At 65.7% G+C, this 17,902-nt stretch carries 18 protein-coding genes and 1 tRNA gene; 6 read left to right on the forward strand and 13 right to left on the reverse strand.

What is annotated here, in order from left to right; all coding sequences use genetic code 11:
- Positions 1–4: 4 nt before the first annotated feature.
- From NYP18_RS00920 to NYP18_RS00935, 4 genes are all read right to left on the reverse strand, one after another.
- The gene (locus NYP18_RS00920; protein ID WP_259426259.1) at positions 5–2,002 is read right to left on the reverse strand and encodes a galactan 5-O-arabinofuranosyltransferase; all 1,998 of its coding nucleotides are present in this window, start codon (positions 2,000–2,002) and stop codon (positions 5–7) included.
- A gap of 2 nt (positions 2,003–2,004) precedes the next feature.
- Complete coding sequence (dprE2, locus tag NYP18_RS00925) at positions 2,005–2,766, reverse strand: decaprenylphospho-beta-D-erythro-pentofuranosid-2-ulose 2-reductase (RefSeq protein ID WP_259426260.1); 762 nt, start codon at positions 2,764–2,766, stop codon at positions 2,005–2,007.
- Between the two features lie 20 nt (positions 2,767–2,786).
- Positions 2,787–4,202, reverse strand: a complete 1,416-nt coding sequence (gene dprE1, locus NYP18_RS00930; RefSeq protein ID WP_259426261.1) for a decaprenylphosphoryl-beta-D-ribose oxidase — start codon at positions 4,200–4,202, stop codon at positions 2,787–2,789.
- 2,707 nt (positions 4,203–6,909) lie between these two features.
- Positions 6,910–7,170: a hypothetical protein gene (locus NYP18_RS00935; protein ID WP_259426262.1), complete on the reverse strand. Its 261-nt coding sequence runs from the start codon at positions 7,168–7,170 to the stop codon at positions 6,910–6,912.
- A 54-nt stretch (positions 7,171–7,224) separates the two neighbouring features.
- Here NYP18_RS00935 and NYP18_RS00940 point away from each other — a divergent pair, with 54 nt between their 5' ends.
- The 4 genes from NYP18_RS00940 to NYP18_RS00955 are packed head-to-tail and all read left to right on the forward strand — an operon-like array spanning position 7,225 to position 9,599.
- A complete protein-coding gene (locus NYP18_RS00940) occupies positions 7,225–7,728 on the forward strand; it encodes a hypothetical protein (RefSeq protein ID WP_259426263.1) in 504 nt (167 codons plus the stop codon).
- Positions 7,725–8,225, forward strand: coding sequence for a DUF6218 family protein (locus NYP18_RS00945; RefSeq protein WP_259426264.1), 501 nt, complete (start codon positions 7,725–7,727; stop codon positions 8,223–8,225). The genes NYP18_RS00940 and NYP18_RS00945 overlap by 4 nt, the downstream gene beginning before the upstream one ends.
- Before the next feature lie 23 nt (positions 8,226–8,248).
- Positions 8,249–9,151: a plasmid pRiA4b ORF-3 family protein gene (locus NYP18_RS00950; protein WP_259426265.1), complete on the forward strand. Its 903-nt coding sequence runs from the start codon at positions 8,249–8,251 to the stop codon at positions 9,149–9,151.
- Between the two features lie 34 nt (positions 9,152–9,185).
- The gene (locus NYP18_RS00955) at positions 9,186–9,599 is read left to right on the forward strand and encodes a GtrA family protein (protein WP_259426742.1); all 414 of its coding nucleotides are present in this window, start codon (positions 9,186–9,188) and stop codon (positions 9,597–9,599) included.
- Here NYP18_RS00955 and glfT1 read toward each other — a convergent pair.
- The 5 genes from glfT1 to wzm all read right to left on the reverse strand — a co-directional run bounded on the left by glfT1 (position 9,596) and on the right by wzm (position 13,234).
- The gene (gene glfT1 / locus NYP18_RS00960; protein WP_304503489.1) at positions 9,596–10,522 is read right to left on the reverse strand and encodes a galactofuranosyltransferase GlfT1; all 927 of its coding nucleotides are present in this window, start codon (positions 10,520–10,522) and stop codon (positions 9,596–9,598) included. The two genes, NYP18_RS00955 and glfT1, sit on opposite strands and share 4 nt — an antisense overlap.
- On the reverse strand, positions 10,519–11,289 hold the full coding sequence (locus tag NYP18_RS00965; RefSeq protein ID WP_259426266.1) for an endonuclease domain-containing protein: 771 nt from the start codon (positions 11,287–11,289) through the stop codon (positions 10,519–10,521). Before NYP18_RS00965 ends, glfT1 begins: the two co-directional genes overlap by 4 nt.
- Positions 11,277–11,441, reverse strand: a complete 165-nt coding sequence (locus tag NYP18_RS00970) for a type IV toxin-antitoxin system AbiEi family antitoxin domain-containing protein (protein ID WP_259426267.1) — start codon at positions 11,439–11,441, stop codon at positions 11,277–11,279. The genes NYP18_RS00965 and NYP18_RS00970 overlap by 13 nt, the downstream gene beginning before the upstream one ends.
- A 137-nt stretch (positions 11,442–11,578) precedes the next feature.
- Positions 11,579–12,376 (reverse strand): galactan export ABC transporter ATP-binding subunit Wzt/RfbE, encoded by a 798-nt coding sequence (gene wzt / locus NYP18_RS00975; RefSeq protein ID WP_259426268.1) that lies wholly within the window; start codon positions 12,374–12,376, stop codon positions 11,579–11,581.
- Positions 12,377–12,385: 9 nt separating this feature from the next.
- Positions 12,386–13,234 (reverse strand): galactan export ABC transporter permease subunit Wzm/RfbD, encoded by an 849-nt coding sequence (wzm, locus tag NYP18_RS00980; protein ID WP_259426744.1) that lies wholly within the window; start codon positions 13,232–13,234, stop codon positions 12,386–12,388.
- 288 nt (positions 13,235–13,522) lie between these two features.
- On the opposite strand from wzm, the gene NYP18_RS00985 reads away from it, so the two are divergent.
- Positions 13,523–14,725, forward strand: a complete 1,203-nt coding sequence (locus NYP18_RS00985) for an aminotransferase class V-fold PLP-dependent enzyme (RefSeq protein ID WP_259426269.1) — start codon at positions 13,523–13,525, stop codon at positions 14,723–14,725.
- Between the two features lie 6 nt (positions 14,726–14,731).
- Here NYP18_RS00985 and NYP18_RS00990 read toward each other — a convergent pair whose 3' ends face one another.
- The gene (locus NYP18_RS00990) at positions 14,732–15,688 is read right to left on the reverse strand and encodes an NAD(P)H-quinone oxidoreductase (protein ID WP_259426270.1); all 957 of its coding nucleotides are present in this window, start codon (positions 15,686–15,688) and stop codon (positions 14,732–14,734) included.
- Between the two features lie 79 nt (positions 15,689–15,767).
- On the opposite strand from NYP18_RS00990, the gene NYP18_RS00995 reads away from it, so the two are divergent.
- A tRNA-Ser gene (locus tag NYP18_RS00995) sits at positions 15,768–15,852 on the forward strand.
- Positions 15,853–15,935: 83 nt separating this feature from the next.
- Here the strand turns inward: NYP18_RS00995 and NYP18_RS01000 are convergent.
- The 3 genes from NYP18_RS01000 to NYP18_RS01010 are packed head-to-tail and all read right to left on the reverse strand — an operon-like array spanning position 15,936 to position 17,897.
- Positions 15,936–16,991, reverse strand: a complete 1,056-nt coding sequence (locus tag NYP18_RS01000; protein ID WP_259426271.1) for a ThiF family adenylyltransferase — start codon at positions 16,989–16,991, stop codon at positions 15,936–15,938.
- Positions 16,973–17,434 (reverse strand): molybdenum cofactor biosynthesis protein MoaE, encoded by a 462-nt coding sequence (locus NYP18_RS01005; RefSeq protein ID WP_259426273.1) that lies wholly within the window; start codon positions 17,432–17,434, stop codon positions 16,973–16,975. Before NYP18_RS01005 ends, NYP18_RS01000 begins: the two co-directional genes overlap by 19 nt.
- Positions 17,424–17,897, reverse strand: a complete 474-nt coding sequence (locus NYP18_RS01010) for a MogA/MoaB family molybdenum cofactor biosynthesis protein (RefSeq protein WP_259426274.1) — start codon at positions 17,895–17,897, stop codon at positions 17,424–17,426. The genes NYP18_RS01005 and NYP18_RS01010 overlap by 11 nt, the downstream gene beginning before the upstream one ends.
- Between the last annotated feature and the right edge of the window lie 5 nt (positions 17,898–17,902).

Consider the following 17,902-nt stretch of genomic DNA (forward strand, 5'->3'; position numbering starts at 1 on the left):
TACGTCAGCCCGCGTCCTTTATACGCGTCGCCACAACGAAGGGGCCGATCTGGGAGGTATGCCACAGATCTGCGCGGAAGACCTCCGGATTGAAGAAGATGCCGTGGTAACGGGTGTTCGGGTTGTTGGGGAAGATGTCCTCCGACAGATGGGTCTTCCACCCCGCATCCGGGGCGTCCCCGACGGGCTGGTCCAGCGTGCCGCGGAGGATGAACACGTCCGGGCCCCGCCACGGGGTACCGGTGAGTGCCTCCTCGAAGGCCGCGGGGTCGGACAACTCCTCCCAGGAGCCGGTGGCCCAGTCGCCGATCGTCTCGTTGCGGGCGTTGAACTCACCCAGCGGGTTGGCGTAGTGGCTGGTGAAGGCCTGGAACCCGAAGTAGGGGTGGAAGGACATGAAGTTGATCTCGTCGGTGAGCACCACCGTGTCCAGCGGGTCGTGGCCGTGGGAGCGGATCTCCTCGTCGATCGCCGGATAATAGCGGCCGGAGTCTGCGGCGAACCGGTCGGCGCGTTCCCCGTAGCCGTCGGTGTCGGCGTAGGCCTGGTCGATGGCGCGCTGGTTGACCACCGGGATCTGCTGCGCGTAGTGCAGACCACCGCCGGCGAGGATGACCACCATGAGCACCGTGATGTAGCGGCGGGCGCGTGCGTCCAGCCGGTCCGGGTAGAGCGCCTCCACCCCGAGGAGCCGCAGCTGTGCCAGTGCCAGAACACCGGCGGTGGCCAGCTGCGAGACGATGAGGATGTCCACGCGGAAACCCAGCAGCGTTGTGCCGGCCAGTGTGAATACCATCGAGCCGATGGACCACAGGTAGAAGCCGACCAGGGCGATGCCCATGCTGCGGGCGTCCAGGTCCGTGGCCCGGATGACCAGCCAGATCAGGCCGAAGAGGCACAGCAGGCCGATCACCGAGGCCGAGAGGAAGGGTACCGGCACCTGCGCGCCCTCCAACGGCAGATAGTTCGGGGCGGCGGAACCGTCCGAGGGGTGCCCGGTGACGGTGAGCCACAGGTACGGCCCCCACGTCACCAGGGCGATGAGGATGGAACCGACGCCCATGACCAGCAGGTGGAGCAGTGGACGCCAGGTGCGGAAGAAGATCGCGGCGAAGAGCGTGCCGATGGCCACCACCGACAGCGCCACCGCACCGGTGTACAGGGTGTAGAAGCTCGCCGAGACACCCAGGTAGAGGGCTATGCCCACCGTGGCGAACCACGAACCCAGCAGCGCCCGGCCCACCAGCACGGTGGCCGCCGGGGCACCCATGGCGACAACCGCACCGTAGGGCTCCTCCGGGCTCATCACCAGCGCAACGCACAGTGTGACCAGCGCGATGGCCACCGCCACCGGCAGCGAACCGCTCAGGCGCTGCCACACCGGCACCAGCATGCAGCCGACCACGGCGAAGGAGATCAGCGCCCACGGCTGGTACACCTCCCAGCCCGGGATACCCAGCAGGTTGGCCAGCCGGCCGCCGCCCCAGAACCAGCCCAGCGGGTAGTAGGTGGGCAGGTCGATGTAGTTCATGTCCTGGTTGCCCCACGTCGTGGCCATCCGCGTGAGGAACTGGGTGCGGAAGCGCTGGTCGACCTGCACCCCGTCCAGGTACAGACGCGTGGCGGACAACGGGATCGCGGTTGTGGAGAGCACCAGCGCCGCCGGTGAGAGATAGGAGACGAGGTAGGTGAGGATCACGCGCCAGCGTGGCCGCCGGATGGCCTCATCCCCACCTGCTTCGCGACGCCCCCTCGCCTTCTGCTCATCAAACAACCAGGCGAGGGTCAGCGCCCCGAGGACCAGGAGCGTGACGACGGTCGCGACCGTCGACAACGCGTACGTCATGTTCGACGTGTTGAAGGCCGGCCAGCTGGTCAGCCGGAGCAGCAGCCACGCGGCCAGCGTCACCACCCCGCCGGCGATGCCGGCGGCGACGATGCCCGCCAGGGTCCGGCGCCGGCTCAACAGATCAGTGGTGTAGTCCTCGGTGCGCGTCGACATGCCTAGAAGGGTAGCCTGCGGAAGATCTGGCGCGGGATCATGTTGAACACCGCCGCCACGGCCTCGAAGGCCGGGTGGACGAAGATGATGTCCCGGCCCTTGAGAACACCCTCGACGGTGGCCTTCGCCACGTCGTCGATGTCCACGGTCAGCGGTGCCTCCTTCGTGCCCGCCGACATCTTCGTGCGGACCTGGCCCGGCCGGACGACGAGCACCTTCGCGCCCGAGTCCCGCAGGGCCTCACCCAGCTGGGTGTAGAAACCGTCGAGGCCGGCCTTGGAGGCGCCGTAGACGAAGTTGGAGCGGCGCACCCGCACACCTGCGACGGAGGACAGGGCGACGATGGTGCCGTGGCCCTGATCCCTGAAACGCTGCCCCAGGAGCACACCGACGGACACGGGGCCGGTGTAGTTGGTCTGGGCGGAGGCCACGGCCGCGGCCTGATCCTGCCACAGCGCCTCCTGGTCACCCAGGGTGCCGAAGGCCACGATCGCGACATCCACGTCCCCGTGCGCGAAGGCGGCGTCGATGGTCGCCGGATGGGAGTCGAAGTCGGTGGCGTCGAAATCCACGACCTCCACCTCGGCGGCGCCGGCGGCCTTGATCTGGTCCACCGCTGTGCTGATACGCGGCGAGTCCTTGCGCGCCGCCAGCGTCACCCGGGCGGGTCCACGGCTGAGGAATTCAGCGACTATGCCGAGGCCGATCTCGGAGGTGCCGCCGAGCAGCAGAATGTTCTGGGCCTGGCCCACTGCGTTGAGCATGGTTCTGTATTACTCCTGTGTCAGTTCAGTTCGAGACGGCGGGACATGTCAGAGGCGAAGACACCCGTCGGGTCGATTCCGTTGCGGGTCTGCAGCCAGCCCTCCAGGCCCGGATACATCTGGTGGAAGTTCTCAGCGGAGGTGCGTGACTCCTTGGCCAGGTACAGCCGACCGCCGAACTCCATGACCCGGCGGTCCAGGTCGTCGAGGAACTCGCTGAGGCCCGGACGGATGGGGAAGTCCACGCAGACGTTCCAACCCGGCATCGGGTAGGACAACGGGGCCCGGTTGCCCGGCCCGAAGAGCTTGAACACATTGAGCGCGGAGTAGTGGCCGGAGCGCTGGATATCACGGATGATCTCCTTGAACGGCTCCACCGCCTCCATCGGCACCACGAACTGGTACTGCAGGAAACCGGCCGGGCCGTAGCCGCGGTTCCACTCACCGACCAGGTCGAGAGGCTGGTAGAACTGCGTCAGATTCTTGATCTGGTTCCGCGCCGGGGCACCCATCATGAAGTAGGCCTGGCCGATCGCGCTCATCGTCAGCTTGTTCATGGTGAAGGACGGGAAGATGTCCGGCACCGTCATCAGCTGCGGGGCGTTGAACTTCAGCGGATCCTTCGCCAGCTTCGGGGCCAGCTCCTGCAGCTGGTCCAGGGTTGCCAGCGAACCACGCGAGATGGTGGCACGGCCCAGCTTCGGCTCCGGGCTGATCGCGTCGAACCAGGCGGAGGAGTAGGTGTAGTTGTGCTCCGAGCCGTCCGAGTGGAAGGCGACGGTCTCCTCGAGGTTCTCCGTCCGGTCGGTGTCCGCGATGAAGTAGGCGGTCTCCGTCTTGGTCATCCGGATCCGGGCCCGCAGGATGATGCCGGTCAGACCCATGCCGCCGACCGTCGCCCAGAAGAGCGTGCCGTCCGGGTCATCCCTGGTGCCCTCCGGCTCGAGGTGGAGCACGCGGCCGTCGGCGACCAGCAGCTCCATGGAGACGACGTGGTCGCCGAACGAGCCTGCGGAATGGTGGTTCTTGCCGTGGATGTCCGGCCCGATCGCACCGCCGATGGTCACCTGGCGTGTACCCGGCAGCACCGGAATCCACAGCCCGTAGGGGAGGGCGGCCTTCATCAGCTGGTCGAGGGTCACGCCACCGTCGACGTCGACAATGGCGGAATCCGGGTCAATCGAGTGGATCCTGTTCAGCGGCTGCATATCGACGACCAGGCCGCCGGCGTTCTGCGCCGGATCGCCGTAGGAACGTCCCATGCCGCGCGCGATGACTCCGCGGCGCAGGTGGGAGGGTTTGTCCGCGTTGTCGTCGGCGACTTGCGCCACGGCCGCGATGATCTTCTCGACGTCCGGCGTGGCCAGGACGTGCGCCGTGGACGGGGCGGTGCGGCCCCACCCCGTTAGGGACTTGGTGGTGGTCTGAAGTTCCATCTTCCGAATTCTTCTTTCGACAGATCTGATTAACGGCTCCAGCGTAGCGGTGGCCCCGGGCATCGGCGGGAAGGCGGTCGCGGTTGGCGGAGGACGGCGACCAAGTTCACAGCTGGGTGGCAGCGGGCGGCGGGTGGGTGCTTCTGTCTTCTGCCGCCGAAAAAGAAGAGTCGTCAATGAGACGGCGTTTTCTTTTTGGTTCTTCTCCTGCTTTATTATGCCATTTGGAGAAGGAAGCACTTCCGGGGAGGGTCTTTCCTCTATATAGAGGAGTGGTGTCGACTGGTCCTGACTGAAAAGCCATTACGTTAACAAAAGATAACGGAATGATCGCTTTCCTGTTTTGACACTCTTTTCTGTAGTGGAAGTGGGTCCGAGTGGGGGCTGGACCGCTCCGCGGCGGAGGGGGAATCAGCTCTAGGGCGGTTAGTTGGGTCGCCGAAAGGGCTGACCATAGTGGTAGTGCATAACTGCTCAAGAATACCAGCGGATAGGGGGTGGGTATTTTATACATTCACGAGGGGGAAATTGTGAATTCTGGGAAGTTCCGTTGTTGGGGGAGAGTGCAGGGAGAGCTGGTTGCTCCATGGCCATTAACTGAGGATTGTTCCGTTTCAAATTTCCACCCCCCTCAGGATGGGGCCCGTGTGAAGTGAGTGACGAGATAAAATACGAAACCGCCCTTTCGGTGGGGGAAATTTGATTCGTCCTTGCTATGGAAATATTCGGCTTGCGAACTTTGCCAATTCTCTCTTTGCGGAGCTGGGGTGTCTGGGTGTTGTCGATACGGGGCCCTATGCAGAAAGCTTGGTCGGCAAGAGCCTCGGAATGCCTTGTGGACTGCGAAAATACGGTGCCCCGGGGTTCAGTAGCCCCTATCCAGGGGTGACGTTAAGGTGCCCTTTTGGGTGCGCTTTCCGGTAGGTTTGCCCCCAAAAGAGCAGCTCGTAGGCATCGGCATTCACAAATGCATGATATTCACCATTCCCTTTACTATTCGAATTTCTCTTCCTGTGCCAATCCCTTGCGGGCTGTGAAGAAATGGGGCAATAATGGAGTCAGTTCACCGGCCAGCACTTCAAGTGTCCATATGGCCTGGGGGGCTGAATCAAAGTTAATCTGTCCGCTTCAATGCGCAATTGATAGGAGAACACCATGTCTGCAGCAGTCCTCAGCACTTTCTACGCCGTTCTGATCGGCCTCGGCGTCGTCGGCACCAGCCTCTTCGCCCCCATCTTCTGGCTCTTCTAGTCCAGTAGAGGTGCGGGAATCTCCCGCACTGAACCATCGAAGACGAACACCCCGCCATCCTCGGATGGCGAGGTGTTCGTCTTTTGTCCTCTGCCTTCTGCGGTCCGGGGCATTTTGTCCTGGGTTCCCGGTACTCGGCCAATCTGTGGGGGAAGTAGGGGGAATTCCATGGACAGCTGACTCTCAGGAAGGGTGGTAGCTGAGAAACGGCCGAGAAATTGAGAGTGGTGACTTTGCGTCATGTTGTCTTCCCTTTCGGACCGGGCGGTGTCGAGAGAATCTCTGGCGGCGACTCTGCAAAATGTATGGGAGGGGAGATCTCCCCGCTGATGCGCCCGTCCCGCGTGTCCCTGATCGTCGCGTGACCTGCCTGAACGGTGGTGGGGTCCATGGATCTATCCGCAGGCGGGGAGCGTGCGCTGCTGGGGCGGGTGGGGCGGGAGTTGTCTTCTGTGGGGGGGGAGGGCTGATTAAACGGCGGAGGGAGCGCTGTAAGTGAAGTTATTCAAATACTTCGCCTGTTATTCGTTAAGGAAGCATTACTGAAAACCCTTGCATGTCCACGAATTCTCGTGCGATAATAAGAACAGCTCACCGGGCAGCACTTCGCCAAGTGTTTTGTCCGCCCGGTGATAAATCGAAAAGGAGAACACCTGCCATGTCTGCCGCACTTCTCAGCACTTTCTATGCAGTTCTCATCGGTCTCGGTGTCATCGGCACCAGCCTCTTCGCCCCGATCTTCTTCTTTCTCTAGAAGTAGAAGAGGGGGACTCTCGGTCCCGAGAACACAGAGAATCTGAACTCACCGTCCCGTCATCTCCGGATGACGGGACGGTTGTTTTTCTCAAGGGTGAGGGATGGGGCCTCCGGGGTTGGGGAAGATGCTTTTTCTACACCATACGGTTTTCGGATGTGTCTGAAAATGAACATGACATAAAATGATGACATTCCGTTATTCTTCGACATCAGGCGAATGAAAACATCTTTGGTCTCCCTCAGTCATTTCCAGGGCCGGTGCCGGCGTGGGGTGGACCCACCGTGTCTCCGAGGTTCAGAATTAAACCGTGGAAGAATCGTCTTTAATGGAATTTATTCGGGCCAGCCTAGATTATTCAACAAGAAATGCGTTATTGAAAAGCCTTGCATGGCTGATGAGTTCCGTGCGATAATAAGAGCAGCTCACCGGGCAGCACTTCCCCAAGTGTTTTGTCCGCCCGGTGATAATTCGAAAGGAGAACACCTGTCATGTCTGCCGCACTTCTCAGCACTTTCTATGCAGTTCTCATCGGCCTCGGTGTCATCGGCACCAGCCTCTTCGCCCCGATCTTCTGGCTCTTCTAGGGACAGAGGGATAGGGACCGCGAGTCCTGAGAACACAGAGAATCTGAACTCACCGCCCCGTCATCTCCGGATGACGGGACGGTTGCTTTTTGGGGTGTGGGGCGTAGTGCAGGGCTCAGAGGTCGAGGATCCCGCGTATCTCCGCCGGCAGCTCCTCCTGTGAAGTGATCACCGGTCGGCCGGAGGCCGCGTACTCGCGCAGCAGGCGGTACACCTCGGTGCGGTCGTGGCTGTCGAGGATGGGCAGTTCCTGTGCCAGCAGACGGGTCATGAAGTCATTGAGGGGCAGGTTGGTCTGCTCGGCGGCGACGAAACGTCCCTCGCGCAGATCCTTCTCCTCGTCGTAACCGTCACGGCTCTTCTTCTTTCCGAACATGCCACCAGCGTAGACAGCCCTGATCCGGTGGGGGTGAGGGGATAGGGTTGGGGCATGACCGACTACTACAGTCTCGATGACACCCTGGCGGGCAGAATCGCGCAGGCGGGCATGGTGGGGACCGCCGTCGCATTGCCCGACTACATCTCCTCCCGCCCCCTGCGCGCCTTGGCCACGGCGGGGATCGGGGCCGGCGGAGCGGCGCTGGTGGCCGTGCTCAACTCCTTTGATGAAGACCCGGATAATGATCCGACGGTGATGTTCGATCAGCTGCGCCGCTCCATCGGCGACATCGGTTCGGTGCCGGGCCCGGGTTCGGACACCCCGGCGGGGGACTTCTCCACGGCTTCACCGGTGCAGACGTGGACCGTCATCATCGGGGCACTGGCGGTGCTGGCCGCACTGCTGCGGGTGGACGCCGCCCTCCAGCGCCGCCTCGTCGCCTGGCTGGGCCGCCGCGGGCTCTCCCGCCCCAACACCTGGCTCGGCGGCGTGGCAGCAGCCGTGGTCTTCGCCGTCGCCGAGGTCGCCCACCAGCGCAGAGGGCAGCGGGCATGAGCGGGCATCCGGTGATCGCGGTCGTCGACAGGCAGGAGGAGACGACCGTCGTGTGGCAGGTGCAGACCGCCCCGGACTCACCCTCCGGCATCATGTCCGGCGCGTGGCTGCTCGGCCCCGGTGAGGTGGACCCGGCGCGCATGGCGGACCTGACCGCCGGCGCACATGTCCTCGACGTTGACGGGGACGGGGAGGCGCTGCGGGCGATCCGGGTGGGCGTTGAGAAGCGCCTCGCCGAGTACAAGGCCGCGGCAAAGACGGCGAAGGAGGCGAATCCTCAGCTCACGCTCCCGCGTTTCGACGCCCCCGAGACCGTCGATCTCGAGCAGATCGCCACCGCCTACCACGGAGAACCCACAGGTCAGAGGGCGTGGACCTATGCCACGGCCCTGACGGAGCTGGTGGAGGCCTGGCACACCATCGAGAGCCAGCGTCGCTCGCGCAAGTATCTGCAGGAACGGTACGGGGCGGAGGCCCTGCCTCTGCCGCTGGACTGAAGAAAATCGCTACCCTGGGTGTTATGTCGTCAGAGAGCGGGAACAGCACAGGACAGGTCGTCGACCTGACGGCCGTCCGCGCCCGCAGGCAACGGCAGCCCAGGACCGTCATCCTCCGCGCCGCCAACCTGCGTGCCGACGCCGAGGTCCACCGCCACATCGGTGTCAACGACAGCCTCCACCTCGCCGACCTCCACGATGTCCTCGTCACCGCCTTCGGCCTCGAAGAATACCGGGGTTCCGCCCCCTGGCACTTCTCCACCCACGAGGACCGCGACGAGCGTCTCGACGCCGCCGACGAACTTCACCATCACCTCGCCGAGGAGGGCGACTCGATCGTCTACCACTTCGGCCTGTGGGACATCATCATCACCGCCGTCGAGTCCTACCTGCGTGATGACGGCACTCCGCGTGCCCTCTGCGTCGGCGGCTCCGGTGCCTTCGGTGACACCGAATTCGACCTCGCCGCCATCAACGCCGAACTGACCGGCACCGCCACCATCCGCGATGTCCTCGCCGCCACCACCCCCGCCGTCCGCCGCCTCATCGACCGCTCCGGCATCTTTGACTTTGTCCCCCTCCTCCAGGCCCTCGACCTCACCCGGGAGGTCGGCCTGCCCCGGGACGTCACCGACGTCCTCGCCGAAATACCCCTCGAAACAGCCCCGCCCGCCCGCGACGCCTTCTGGGCCGTCGTCCTCGCCCTCGCCTGCATGAGCGATGAACTCCTCGGTGACCACGTCCTGGAGACCACCATGTCCGCCCTCGGTTGGCAGGATGACGACGGCACCCCACTGAGCAGCGGGCGCATCCGCCAGCTGTGCGCGCGCTCCCTGGACCGGCTCAGTGACCTCGGTGCCTACGGCGCCGACGCGCTCTCACCCGTGGACCGGCTCGACATCTACCGCGAACTCCTTCGGGCGTAGGCAGACAGGCGGGGTAGGGTAATGCCTCGTGGCAATTGAGGTACAACCCAAGGAAAAGGGCCTGCGCATCCAGGCCATCCGATTCATCATCTCCGGCGGCGTGTCGGCGGTCGTCGACCTCGGCCTGACCTTCATCCTCCAGGTGCTCCTGGGTACAGGTCCCGTCGCCGCAAGGTCCGTGGGCTTCATCTTCGGCACCACCACCGCCTACCTGATCAACCGGCGCTGGACCTTCCAGGCCGAACCCTCCCTGCGACGGTTCCTGCAGGTGGCGGGGCTGTACACCATCACCTACTTCGTCAACGTCGGCCTGCATGCTGTGTTCTACCGGCTGTTCACCGACTGGGACTGGGCCAATTCCGTGGCGGTCATCATCGCCTTCCTCATCGCCCAGGGCACCGCGACGGTGATCAACTTCATCGTCCAGCGGGCGTTCATCTTCCGCTAGGGGCGGGTGAAACGCTCCCGCCGGCCCTGGCGGTGCAGACGCAGCCACTCCACGAACCCCTCCGGGTCACGCTGCTGCACCAGGAAGAACCAGCCGAAACGGGCGTATTCCTGCGGCAGCAACTTCCGCATGCCCGGCTGGCTCATGATGTAGCCGCGGTTGCGGTACGTGAAGAAACGCTTGGAATCGTTGTCCGGGTACTGCGTGTGCATCCGCCCACCCAGGATCGGCTTGAATTCTTCGGAGCCGTCCGGGTGGAGGTACGCCGTGGTCAGCGCCGTACCGAAATTCAGTCCCGAACGCACCAGACGGCGGTGGTACTCGACTTCATCGCCGCGGATGAACAGGCGGTAGTCGGGAACACCGATGATCTCCATGGCGCGGGCGGAGATCAGTGCGCCGTTGAACAGGCTCGCGATCCCGGGGATGAAATCCCCCTCCAGCTCATCCAGACGCCGGCGCCACACCAGGCCCTGCCGCAGCGGGAACGCCAGCTGGCCGGGGTCGTTGATATTGCACACGACGGGGGAGACCTCGTGGAGACGGTGGGTGACGGCGACGTCGATGAGCGTCTCCAGGACGTGGTGGTCCGCCGGGCGGCCGTCATCATCGGCACACCAGATGGCGTCCGCCCCCAGCGCCAGTGCCGTGAGAAAACCGTAGGCGAAACCACCCGCCCCACCCAGGTTCGTGCGGCTGGGCAGGTACACCGCCCGCTCGCCAGCCAGTTCCTCCACGAGCTTCTCGACGCTCTCCTCACACCCGTTGTCCACCACAACCACCCAGTCCACCGGGTGCGTCTGGTTGACCACCTGCTCCAGGGAGGCCCGCAGCAGCTCCACGCGCCTATGGGTGACGATCACCGCCGCGACACGGTCGGAGCGGTTGAGGGGGGGAAGTTCGGTACCGGGCATGGTGGTCATTGTGCCACCTCGCGGATCCACGGGCCGTCCCGGTTCACCGTTTCATGCCACTCCCAGACCTGATGCTCCTCGGAGAACAGCGGTTCCTCCAGGTCGTGGGCTGCCGCGACGATCTGCTCCACCACCAGATCCAGATGGTGCTTCACGCAGCTGCCCGAATAGCGCAGCACCCGGTAACCGTGCCGAACAGCGTAGTTCGCCTTCCAGCGGTCGATCACGAAGATCTCCCGGGACTCGCCGGCGTGGTAGCGGTAGCCGTCGATCTCCACAATCAGCTTGACACCCGGGAGCACCCCGTCAAATGAATAACCGCCGATCTCGTGGTTCTGGACCACCTTCAGACCCCGGGCACGCAGGGCGCGGAAGACCTCCCGTTCCACCTCGCTGTCGGCACCTATGGCTGCGCGGCTGATCAGGTCGCGCAACTGCCGGGGCACGCGCAGGAGCGCGTTCAGCTCAGCCTCCATGAGGATGCGGCCTTGGCGGCCGGTGTACTGCTGCTCCAAAAAATCAATGAGTTCGGTCTCCGCGGCGTCGCCCAGGCAGTCCGCTACCGCGACCACCGGGGGCGACACCAGAACTCTGTCGTGTTCCCGGTAGAAGACCCGTCGTCGCCGGCGCAGTGTGAGCAGCGCTGAACCGTGGGCTGACCTCGGCGGACGAACCAGGCCGGACAGCGGGGTAGTGACCTGCGTCCCGCTGTAGAGCTGCAGGGCTGTCCTGCCCGTGAACACCAGGTACGGTCGCCGATGGCTCAGGGCCCGCAACAGCAGCTCCCCTCGGGTGGCGAGGTGGTGAACACCCCTTTCTCCACCCGGTGCAGCTTGCCCTGCTCGACCAGCGCATGGATCTCTTTCTGGGCCAGCCCCCGTGCGCTCAGCTCCGCCGTGCCGACGACGCAGTTCTCCTCGAATTCCATTCATCCCCCTCCGAATGGTGGCCCTAGGGGAGCAGCGGCTGGTGCGCATCCCGGTGGAGAATTTATCTGGTCAAGTCTGGAGTCGAAATCTAATCTCCGGTCCGGAGGTGATCAGATAAATCTGAGGACCCGCTGGATCAGGCCTGTTCCTCATCGTCGAAACGCCGCAGCAGTGAGCGGACGTAGTCGCCGGCGCCCTTGCCCTCGTAGGCCTCGACGACTTCGTCGACAAGCCCGGCCTTGCGCACCTCGCCGTGGTCGATCCACAGGGCGGTGTTGCACAGCTGGGCGAGGAAGTCGTTGGAGTGGGAGGCGAAGACGAGGATGCCGGAACGTTTGACCAGCTCCTGGAGGCGGACGCGGGCCTTGGCCATGAATGCGGCGTCGACGGCACCGATGCCTTCGTCGAGAAGCAGGATCTCCGGCTCGATGGAGGTGACCACACCCAGGGCCAGGCGCACGCGCATGCCGGTGGAGTAGGTGCGCAGCGGCATGTTGAGGTATTCGCCGAGCTCGGAGAATTCGGCGATCTCGTCGATCTTCGCCCGCATCTGTTTGCGGGTCTGCCCGAGGAAGAGGCCGCGGATGATGATGTTCTCGTAGCCGGAGATCTCCGGGTCCATACCGACGCCCAGGTCGAAGACGGGGGCGACGCGGCCGCGGATGTCGGCGGAACCGCGGGTGGGTTCGTAGATGCCGGACAGCAGGCGCAGCAGGGTGGATTTGCCGGCGCCGTTGTGGCCGACGAGGCCGACGCGGTCACCTTCGCGCAGGTGGAGGTTGATGTCCTTGAGCGCCTCGACGACGACGGTGTTGTCCTTGTTGCGGCCGATGGCCCCGCCTGCGGTGGACAGGAAGGCTTTCTTCATGGAACGTGATTTGGCGTCGAAGATGGGGAAGTCGACGCAGGCGTTGTAGGTGTCGATGGAAACCAAGGGATCCTCCTAGACCCAGTAGCTGACGCGGAATCGCCACTGCTTCATGGCCAGCAGCGCCAGGATGAGGCCGACTGCGGTGCAGGCCAGGACGATCCACCAGTGGTAGGCGGCCAGGGGTTGGCCGATGAGGGGTGCGCGGATGATCTCCATGTAGTGGAAGAGGGGGTTGATCTCCGCGAGCAGGGCGCGCTGGGCGATGTCGCCGCCCTGCTCTTTCAGGGTCTGGGTGGTCCAGACGATGGGGGTGACGTAGAAGAGCAGCTGCACCATGGCCTCGAGCAGCGGGGCGACGTCGCGGTAGCGGGTGGCGACGATGCCGAAGAACATGGTCACCCACACACCGTTGAGCACCAGTACCGCCATGGCGGGGATCGCCATGAGCACCTCCCAGCCCAGCGGCCGGGGGAAGATGAGCATGAGGAGGACCCAGATGACCAGGTTGTGGCCGAGGAAGATCGCCTGCCGCCACACCAACCGGTAGACATGCACCGACAGGGCGGAGGGGAGCTGTTTGATCAGGCCCTCGTTGTCGATGAAGATGTCGGCGCCGTCCTTGATGCAGCCGGAGATGAAACCCCACATGATCAGGCCCACGGTGACGTGGGGGAGGAATTCGGCGAGGGGGATCTGGAAGAGCATGGAGTACAGCAGTCCCAGGGCCAGGGCCATGACGCCGGTGGCGATGGTGATCCACAGCGGGCCGAGGGTGGAGCGACGGTAACGCTGTTTGATGTCCTGCCAGCCGAGCTGCAGCCACAGCTCGTGCTGCTGGAATCCGCGGGCGAGGTCGTTCCAGGCGGCGCGGAAGGTCTTGGACTGTGAGGCCGGGGGGTCGGTGTCGGTGTTCGACGTCATCCGGGCGACGTCGTCACGCAACTGCTGTTCGGCTCGTTGGTCTCGAAGGGGGGATTGTTCCTGCACACCGACAACACTAACCCCGCAGGGGCGGTTCGGGGACATCCGGCACGGGTGGGTCCCTCGCACCCGGCCCCTGTGAGTTTCATGGGAAACCGGTTAAGATCGTCCTGCCTGGTGCATACCCCTACCTGGGGTTTCCCCCTGGATCGCTGATGGTGGGGTTGATGCTGTATCCAGCTGCCGGAGGGGGCATACTGGACTGACGTGTCGGAAGGAGTGTCGTTGATGGCCTATGACGTCGCCCGGGTGCGGGGGCAGTACGTGTCCCTCGGTGACGGGTGGACCTATCTCAACGCTCACCAGTGCGCGCAGATCCCGGAGCGGGTGTCTGCGGCGGTGTCCCGTTCCTTCCGTCTGGCCACCAGCGTCGCTGAGGTGGAGAAGTCCTCCGGTTCCCATTCACGTCCGCATGAGCCGGGCCGGCTCGAGGGGGATTCGCTTCTCGACGCCGCCCGCACCGCCGTCGCCGATCTCTGCGGCGCCACCCCGGACCGCGTGGTCCTGGGGCCGAGCCTGCACGCCCTGTACATTTCGTTGGCGCGGGCGATGCGTCCGCTGCTGCGCAACACGTCCTCGGTGGTGCTCTCGGACCTGGACCAGCCGGCGCTGTCGGCACCCTTCGCGGAGGTGGGGGCACGGGTGCGGCGGGCGCAGCCGGATCTGGGCACGGGCACGCTGCCGGCCTCGCAGTACACCGGGCTTGTCGACGGCTCCACCCGCCTCGTCGCCCTCTCCGCCGCCCAGTACCACCTGGGCACCGTCGCCCCCGTCGCGGAGATCGTGGAGCACACCCGCGCACGCTCCCGCGCCTGGGTGCTTGTCGACGCCTCCGCCTACGCCCCCTACCGCCTCCTCGACGTCGACGAATGGGACGCCGACATCGTCGCGCTGGACGTCTCTGCGCTGGGTGGCCCACAGGTCGCGGCACTGGTCTTCCGGGACACGGCCATGTTCCGCCGCATGGACCCTGTCCTGGAGACCCCCGTGGCCCCGGCCCTGGCCGGCGGTGTGCCCACCCTCGTCGACCTCATCGCCGACCAGGCGGAACCGGGTGGCACCCGACGCACCCGTCTGCAGCGGGCGATGCGGGAGATGTCCGGCTATCTGCAGGAACTCTCCGACGAACTACGGCTGTTCCTCGGGGCCCTGCCGAGCGTGCACATCCTCGGCGTGACCGGGGAGGCCGGCGACGGTGGGGAATCCGACCGGGTGCCGCGTCTGTCGTTCGCGGTGCGCGGCGTGCCGTCAGAGACGGTGCACCAGCGGCTGCTGGACAACGGCCTGGTCACCACGATCCTGCCGTCGGCGCAGCTGTACACCGACATGGGAATCGATGAGGTCGGCGGTGCGGTGACGATCTCCCTGAGCCCCTTCACCGCCCGCTACGACCTGGAGCACCTCACCCGCGTGGTCGCCTCCCTCGCCTGAGTCCCTCTAGACCTCCAGCACGATCTTTCCGGTGACCTCGCCGGAATCCAGCAGGTCATGGGCGGCCGCGGCCTCGGCGAGGGGGAGGGTGGCGTGGATGCGGTGGGTGATGCGGGCGTCGGCAAGCATGGGCCACACATTCTCGATGGTGGAGGCGACGACCTCCGCCTTGCCCGCCCCGGAGCGGGCGCGCAGCGTCGTGCCGCGGACCGACAGCCGGCGCGGCAGCAGTGAACCGAGGTTGATCTCCGCCTTCACCCCGCCCTGCAGACCGATGATGATCAGCTGGCCGTCCTCATTGAGGGCGCGCAGGTTCTGGCGCAGGTACTTCGCCCCGATGATGTCGAGGATGACATCGCAACGCCCCTTGAGCTCTTCGGAGAAGTCCTGATCGTTGTAGTTGATGAGGATGTCCGCACCCAGCTCACGGCATGTCTCCAGCTTCTCCGGGGAACCGGCCGTCACCGCGACGGTCGCGCCCAGTTGTTTGCACAGCTGGATGGCGAAGGTGCCGATGCCGCCCGCCCCGCCGTGGATGAGCACCGTCTGCCCGGCGCGCAGACCCGCGAGCATCCCGAGGTTGGACCACACGGTGCAGGCCGCCTCAACGACACTGGCGGCCTCGGTCAGGGAGTAACCCTCCGGGACGGGCATGAGCTGGCCCTCGGGCACGGCGACGTACTCGCCGTAGCCACCGCCGGCGAGCAGGCAGGCGACCTCCTCGCCGCGGGTGCGGCCGGTGGTGCCGGGATCCTCGATGACACCGGCGCACTCCAGGCCGATGATGTCCGAGGCCCCGGGCGGGGGCGGGTAGTGGCCGCGGGCCTGGAGGAGGTCGCCGCGGTTGACGCCGGCGGCGTGCACCTTGACCAGCACTTCACCGTCTTTGAGCTGTGGGATGTCGGTCTCGACGAGTGCGAGGGAGCGGGGATCTTCAGGATCAGTCAGTTGAATCGCCTTCATGCCCTCCCAGGGTAGGGAAATTCCGGGCTTCAGGTAATGTGTCTGCTTGTCGACGGCGCTTTGACGCCCCGCCGACGAAGGAGACGTGGCAGAGCGGCCGAATGCACTGGTCTTGAAAACCAGCGAGGGTCAAACCTCCAGGGGTTCAAATCCCCTCGTCTCCGCTCGTGGTGAAACCCCTGGTCGTTGCTGACCGGGGGTTTTGCCGTGGGGCTGGTGGGTTAGGTCTCGGCAGGCAGGTCCGGACCTATCGGTCGAGCCAGGCGTCGATACCGCCGGCCAGGCTCACCGGGCCGGTCACCCCGCGTTCCGCCAGGGCACGGACCGCACGGGCCGAACGGATCCCGCCGGCGCAGTAGATGACCACCTCCTGGCCCGGTTCCGGCTGCGGGGGCAGCCACCCGCCCTCAAGTACCTCGCCCAGCGGCACGTTGTGTGCACCGGGGATGCGGGTGGCGGCGAATTCGTGGGGCTCGCGGACGTCGATGAGCAGGGCGGCGTCGGGAAGCTCGGTGATCTCGGGCACCGGGGGCAGTTGCGGGGAGCGCACCGGCCCGTGGGCCAGCACCGCATCGAGGGTGGTCTGCGTGCCGACGACAGGCACATACTCCCACGTGCCGTCCAGGCCGGAGAATACCCCGAGGCGTCCGATGAGGGGGCGACCCAGCCCGGTGAGCAGTTTGATGGCCTCCAGGGCCATGGCGGAACCGACGGTCCCGACGAGCGGGCCGAGGACCCCGGCCTGCGCGCAGTTGGGCACCACCCCGGGGGCGGGGGGTTCGCGGTAGATGTCCTCGTAGATGGGGCCGTGGCCGGCGTGGAATACGGAGAGCTGGGCGTCGTGGCCGAGGATAGAGGCCCACACGTGCGGGATGCCCAGGCGGGCGCAGGCCCAGGAGGCGAGGTGGCGGGTGTCGAAGTTGTCGGTGCCGTCGAGAAGCACCTGTGCATCACCGATGACGTCCAGGGCGTTGCCGGGGGTGAGGCGTTCGGCGACCACGGTGACGGTGATCTCCGGGTTGAGCTCCCGCATCGCGGCGGCCGCGGATTCCGCCTTGGATCGGCCGACCCCGGCGTCGCGGTGGATGACCTGGCGGTGGAGGTTGGACAGGTCCACCACGTCATCATCGATGACCGTGATGCGGCCGACTCCGGCGCCGGCCAGGTAGAGCAGCGCGGGGGAGCCCAGTCCGCCGGCCCCGAGGACGGCGACATGTGCCTGCGCCAGCTTCTCCTGCCCGGCGGTGCCGAAATCCGGCAGCGAGATCTGCCGGCGGTAGCGCGCTATTCCAGACCCACCCACTGGACACCTCCTTCCCGGAGTTCCTGTTCCTTCCAGATGGGCACCTCGGCCTTGACCCGGTCCGCCAGCTCGGCGGCGGCGTCGAAGGCCGCCTTCCGGTGGGCGGCCGCCGCGATGACCACGAAGGCCAGCTCACCGATCACCAGCTCACCGGTGCGGTGGGCCGTCCACAGGCGGGTCTCGGGATGCCGGGTGCTCACGGAGGCGGCGACGGCGGCGATCACCTCACCGGCGCTGGGGTGCGCCGTGTAGCTGAGGTTGGCCACCTCCCGGCCGCCGTCGTGATCGCGGACCACACCCTCGAAGGTGACCACCGCGCCCATGGCCTCGGTGGTGGTGGCGGCGCGGGCGTCGGCGAGCAGGGGTTCCAGGGGTTCCTGCCGCATGGTCGCGGCGATGACGACGCCGGTCTGTTCGGCGACGTAGGCGGGGTCAGTGGTCACGGTGGCCCTCCAGCTGGGCGAGAAGATGGTCGAGAACGGGGCCGAGGACCGCCACGGCGTCCTTCGCGGCACCCGTGGAACCGGGCAGCGCCATGGCGAAGGTACGACCCGCCACCCCGGCAACAGTGCGGGAGAGCACGGCCGTGGGCACGGATTCCACGCCCCGGTCATAGAACGCGTGGACCAGGCCGGGCAGCTGACGCTCCAGCAGCGGACTGAGTGCCTCCACGGTGCGGTCATCCGGGCTGACGCCGGTGCCGCCGGAGGTCAGCAACACCGACGGTCCCTCCGCCAGGGCCTGTTCGACGGCCGCGGTGATCCCGGCGTCGGAGACCACCCGGGCATCCGGGGTGTCCAGGCCGTGGGAACGCAGGAAATCAACCAGCACCGGGCCGGAGCGGTCGGTGTACTCCCCGCGGGCGGCCCGGGTGGAGGCGACGAGGACGAGGCCGGTTCGGGTCATGGACA

This window comes from Corynebacterium lemuris (assembly GCF_024919295.1).
Classification (GTDB): Bacteria; Actinomycetota; Actinomycetes; order Mycobacteriales; family Mycobacteriaceae; genus Corynebacterium; species Corynebacterium lemuris.

Coding starts and splice junctions, on each gene's coding strand:
- NYP18_RS00920 (WP_259426259.1), bottom strand. CDS start 2,002: ATGTCGACGCGCACCGAGGACTACACCACTGATCTGTTGAGCCGGCGC.
- dprE2 (WP_259426260.1), bottom strand. CDS start 2,766: ATGCTCAACGCAGTGGGCCAGGCCCAGAACATTCTGCTGCTCGGCGGC.
- dprE1 (WP_259426261.1), bottom strand. CDS start 4,202: ATGGAACTTCAGACCACCACCAAGTCCCTAACGGGGTGGGGCCGCACC.
- NYP18_RS00935 (WP_259426262.1), bottom strand. CDS start 7,170: ATGTTCGGAAAGAAGAAGAGCCGTGACGGTTACGACGAGGAGAAGGAT.
- NYP18_RS00940 (WP_259426263.1), top strand. CDS start 7,225: ATGACCGACTACTACAGTCTCGATGACACCCTGGCGGGCAGAATCGCG.
- NYP18_RS00945 (WP_259426264.1), top strand. CDS start 7,725: ATGAGCGGGCATCCGGTGATCGCGGTCGTCGACAGGCAGGAGGAGACG.
- NYP18_RS00950 (WP_259426265.1), top strand. CDS start 8,249: ATGTCGTCAGAGAGCGGGAACAGCACAGGACAGGTCGTCGACCTGACG.
- glfT1 (WP_304503489.1), bottom strand. CDS start 10,522: ATGACCACCATGCCCGGTACCGAACTTCCCCCCCTCAACCGCTCCGAC.
- NYP18_RS00970 (WP_259426267.1), bottom strand. CDS start 11,441: ATGGAATTCGAGGAGAACTGCGTCGTCGGCACGGCGGAGCTGAGCGCA.
- wzm (WP_259426744.1), bottom strand. CDS start 13,234: ATGACGTCGAACACCGACACCGACCCCCCGGCCTCACAGTCCAAGACC.
- NYP18_RS00985 (WP_259426269.1), top strand. CDS start 13,523: ATGGCCTATGACGTCGCCCGGGTGCGGGGGCAGTACGTGTCCCTCGGT.
- NYP18_RS00990 (WP_259426270.1), bottom strand. CDS start 15,688: ATGAAGGCGATTCAACTGACTGATCCTGAAGATCCCCGCTCCCTCGCA.
- NYP18_RS01010 (WP_259426274.1), bottom strand. CDS start 17,897: ATGACCCGAACCGGCCTCGTCCTCGTCGCCTCCACCCGGGCCGCCCGC.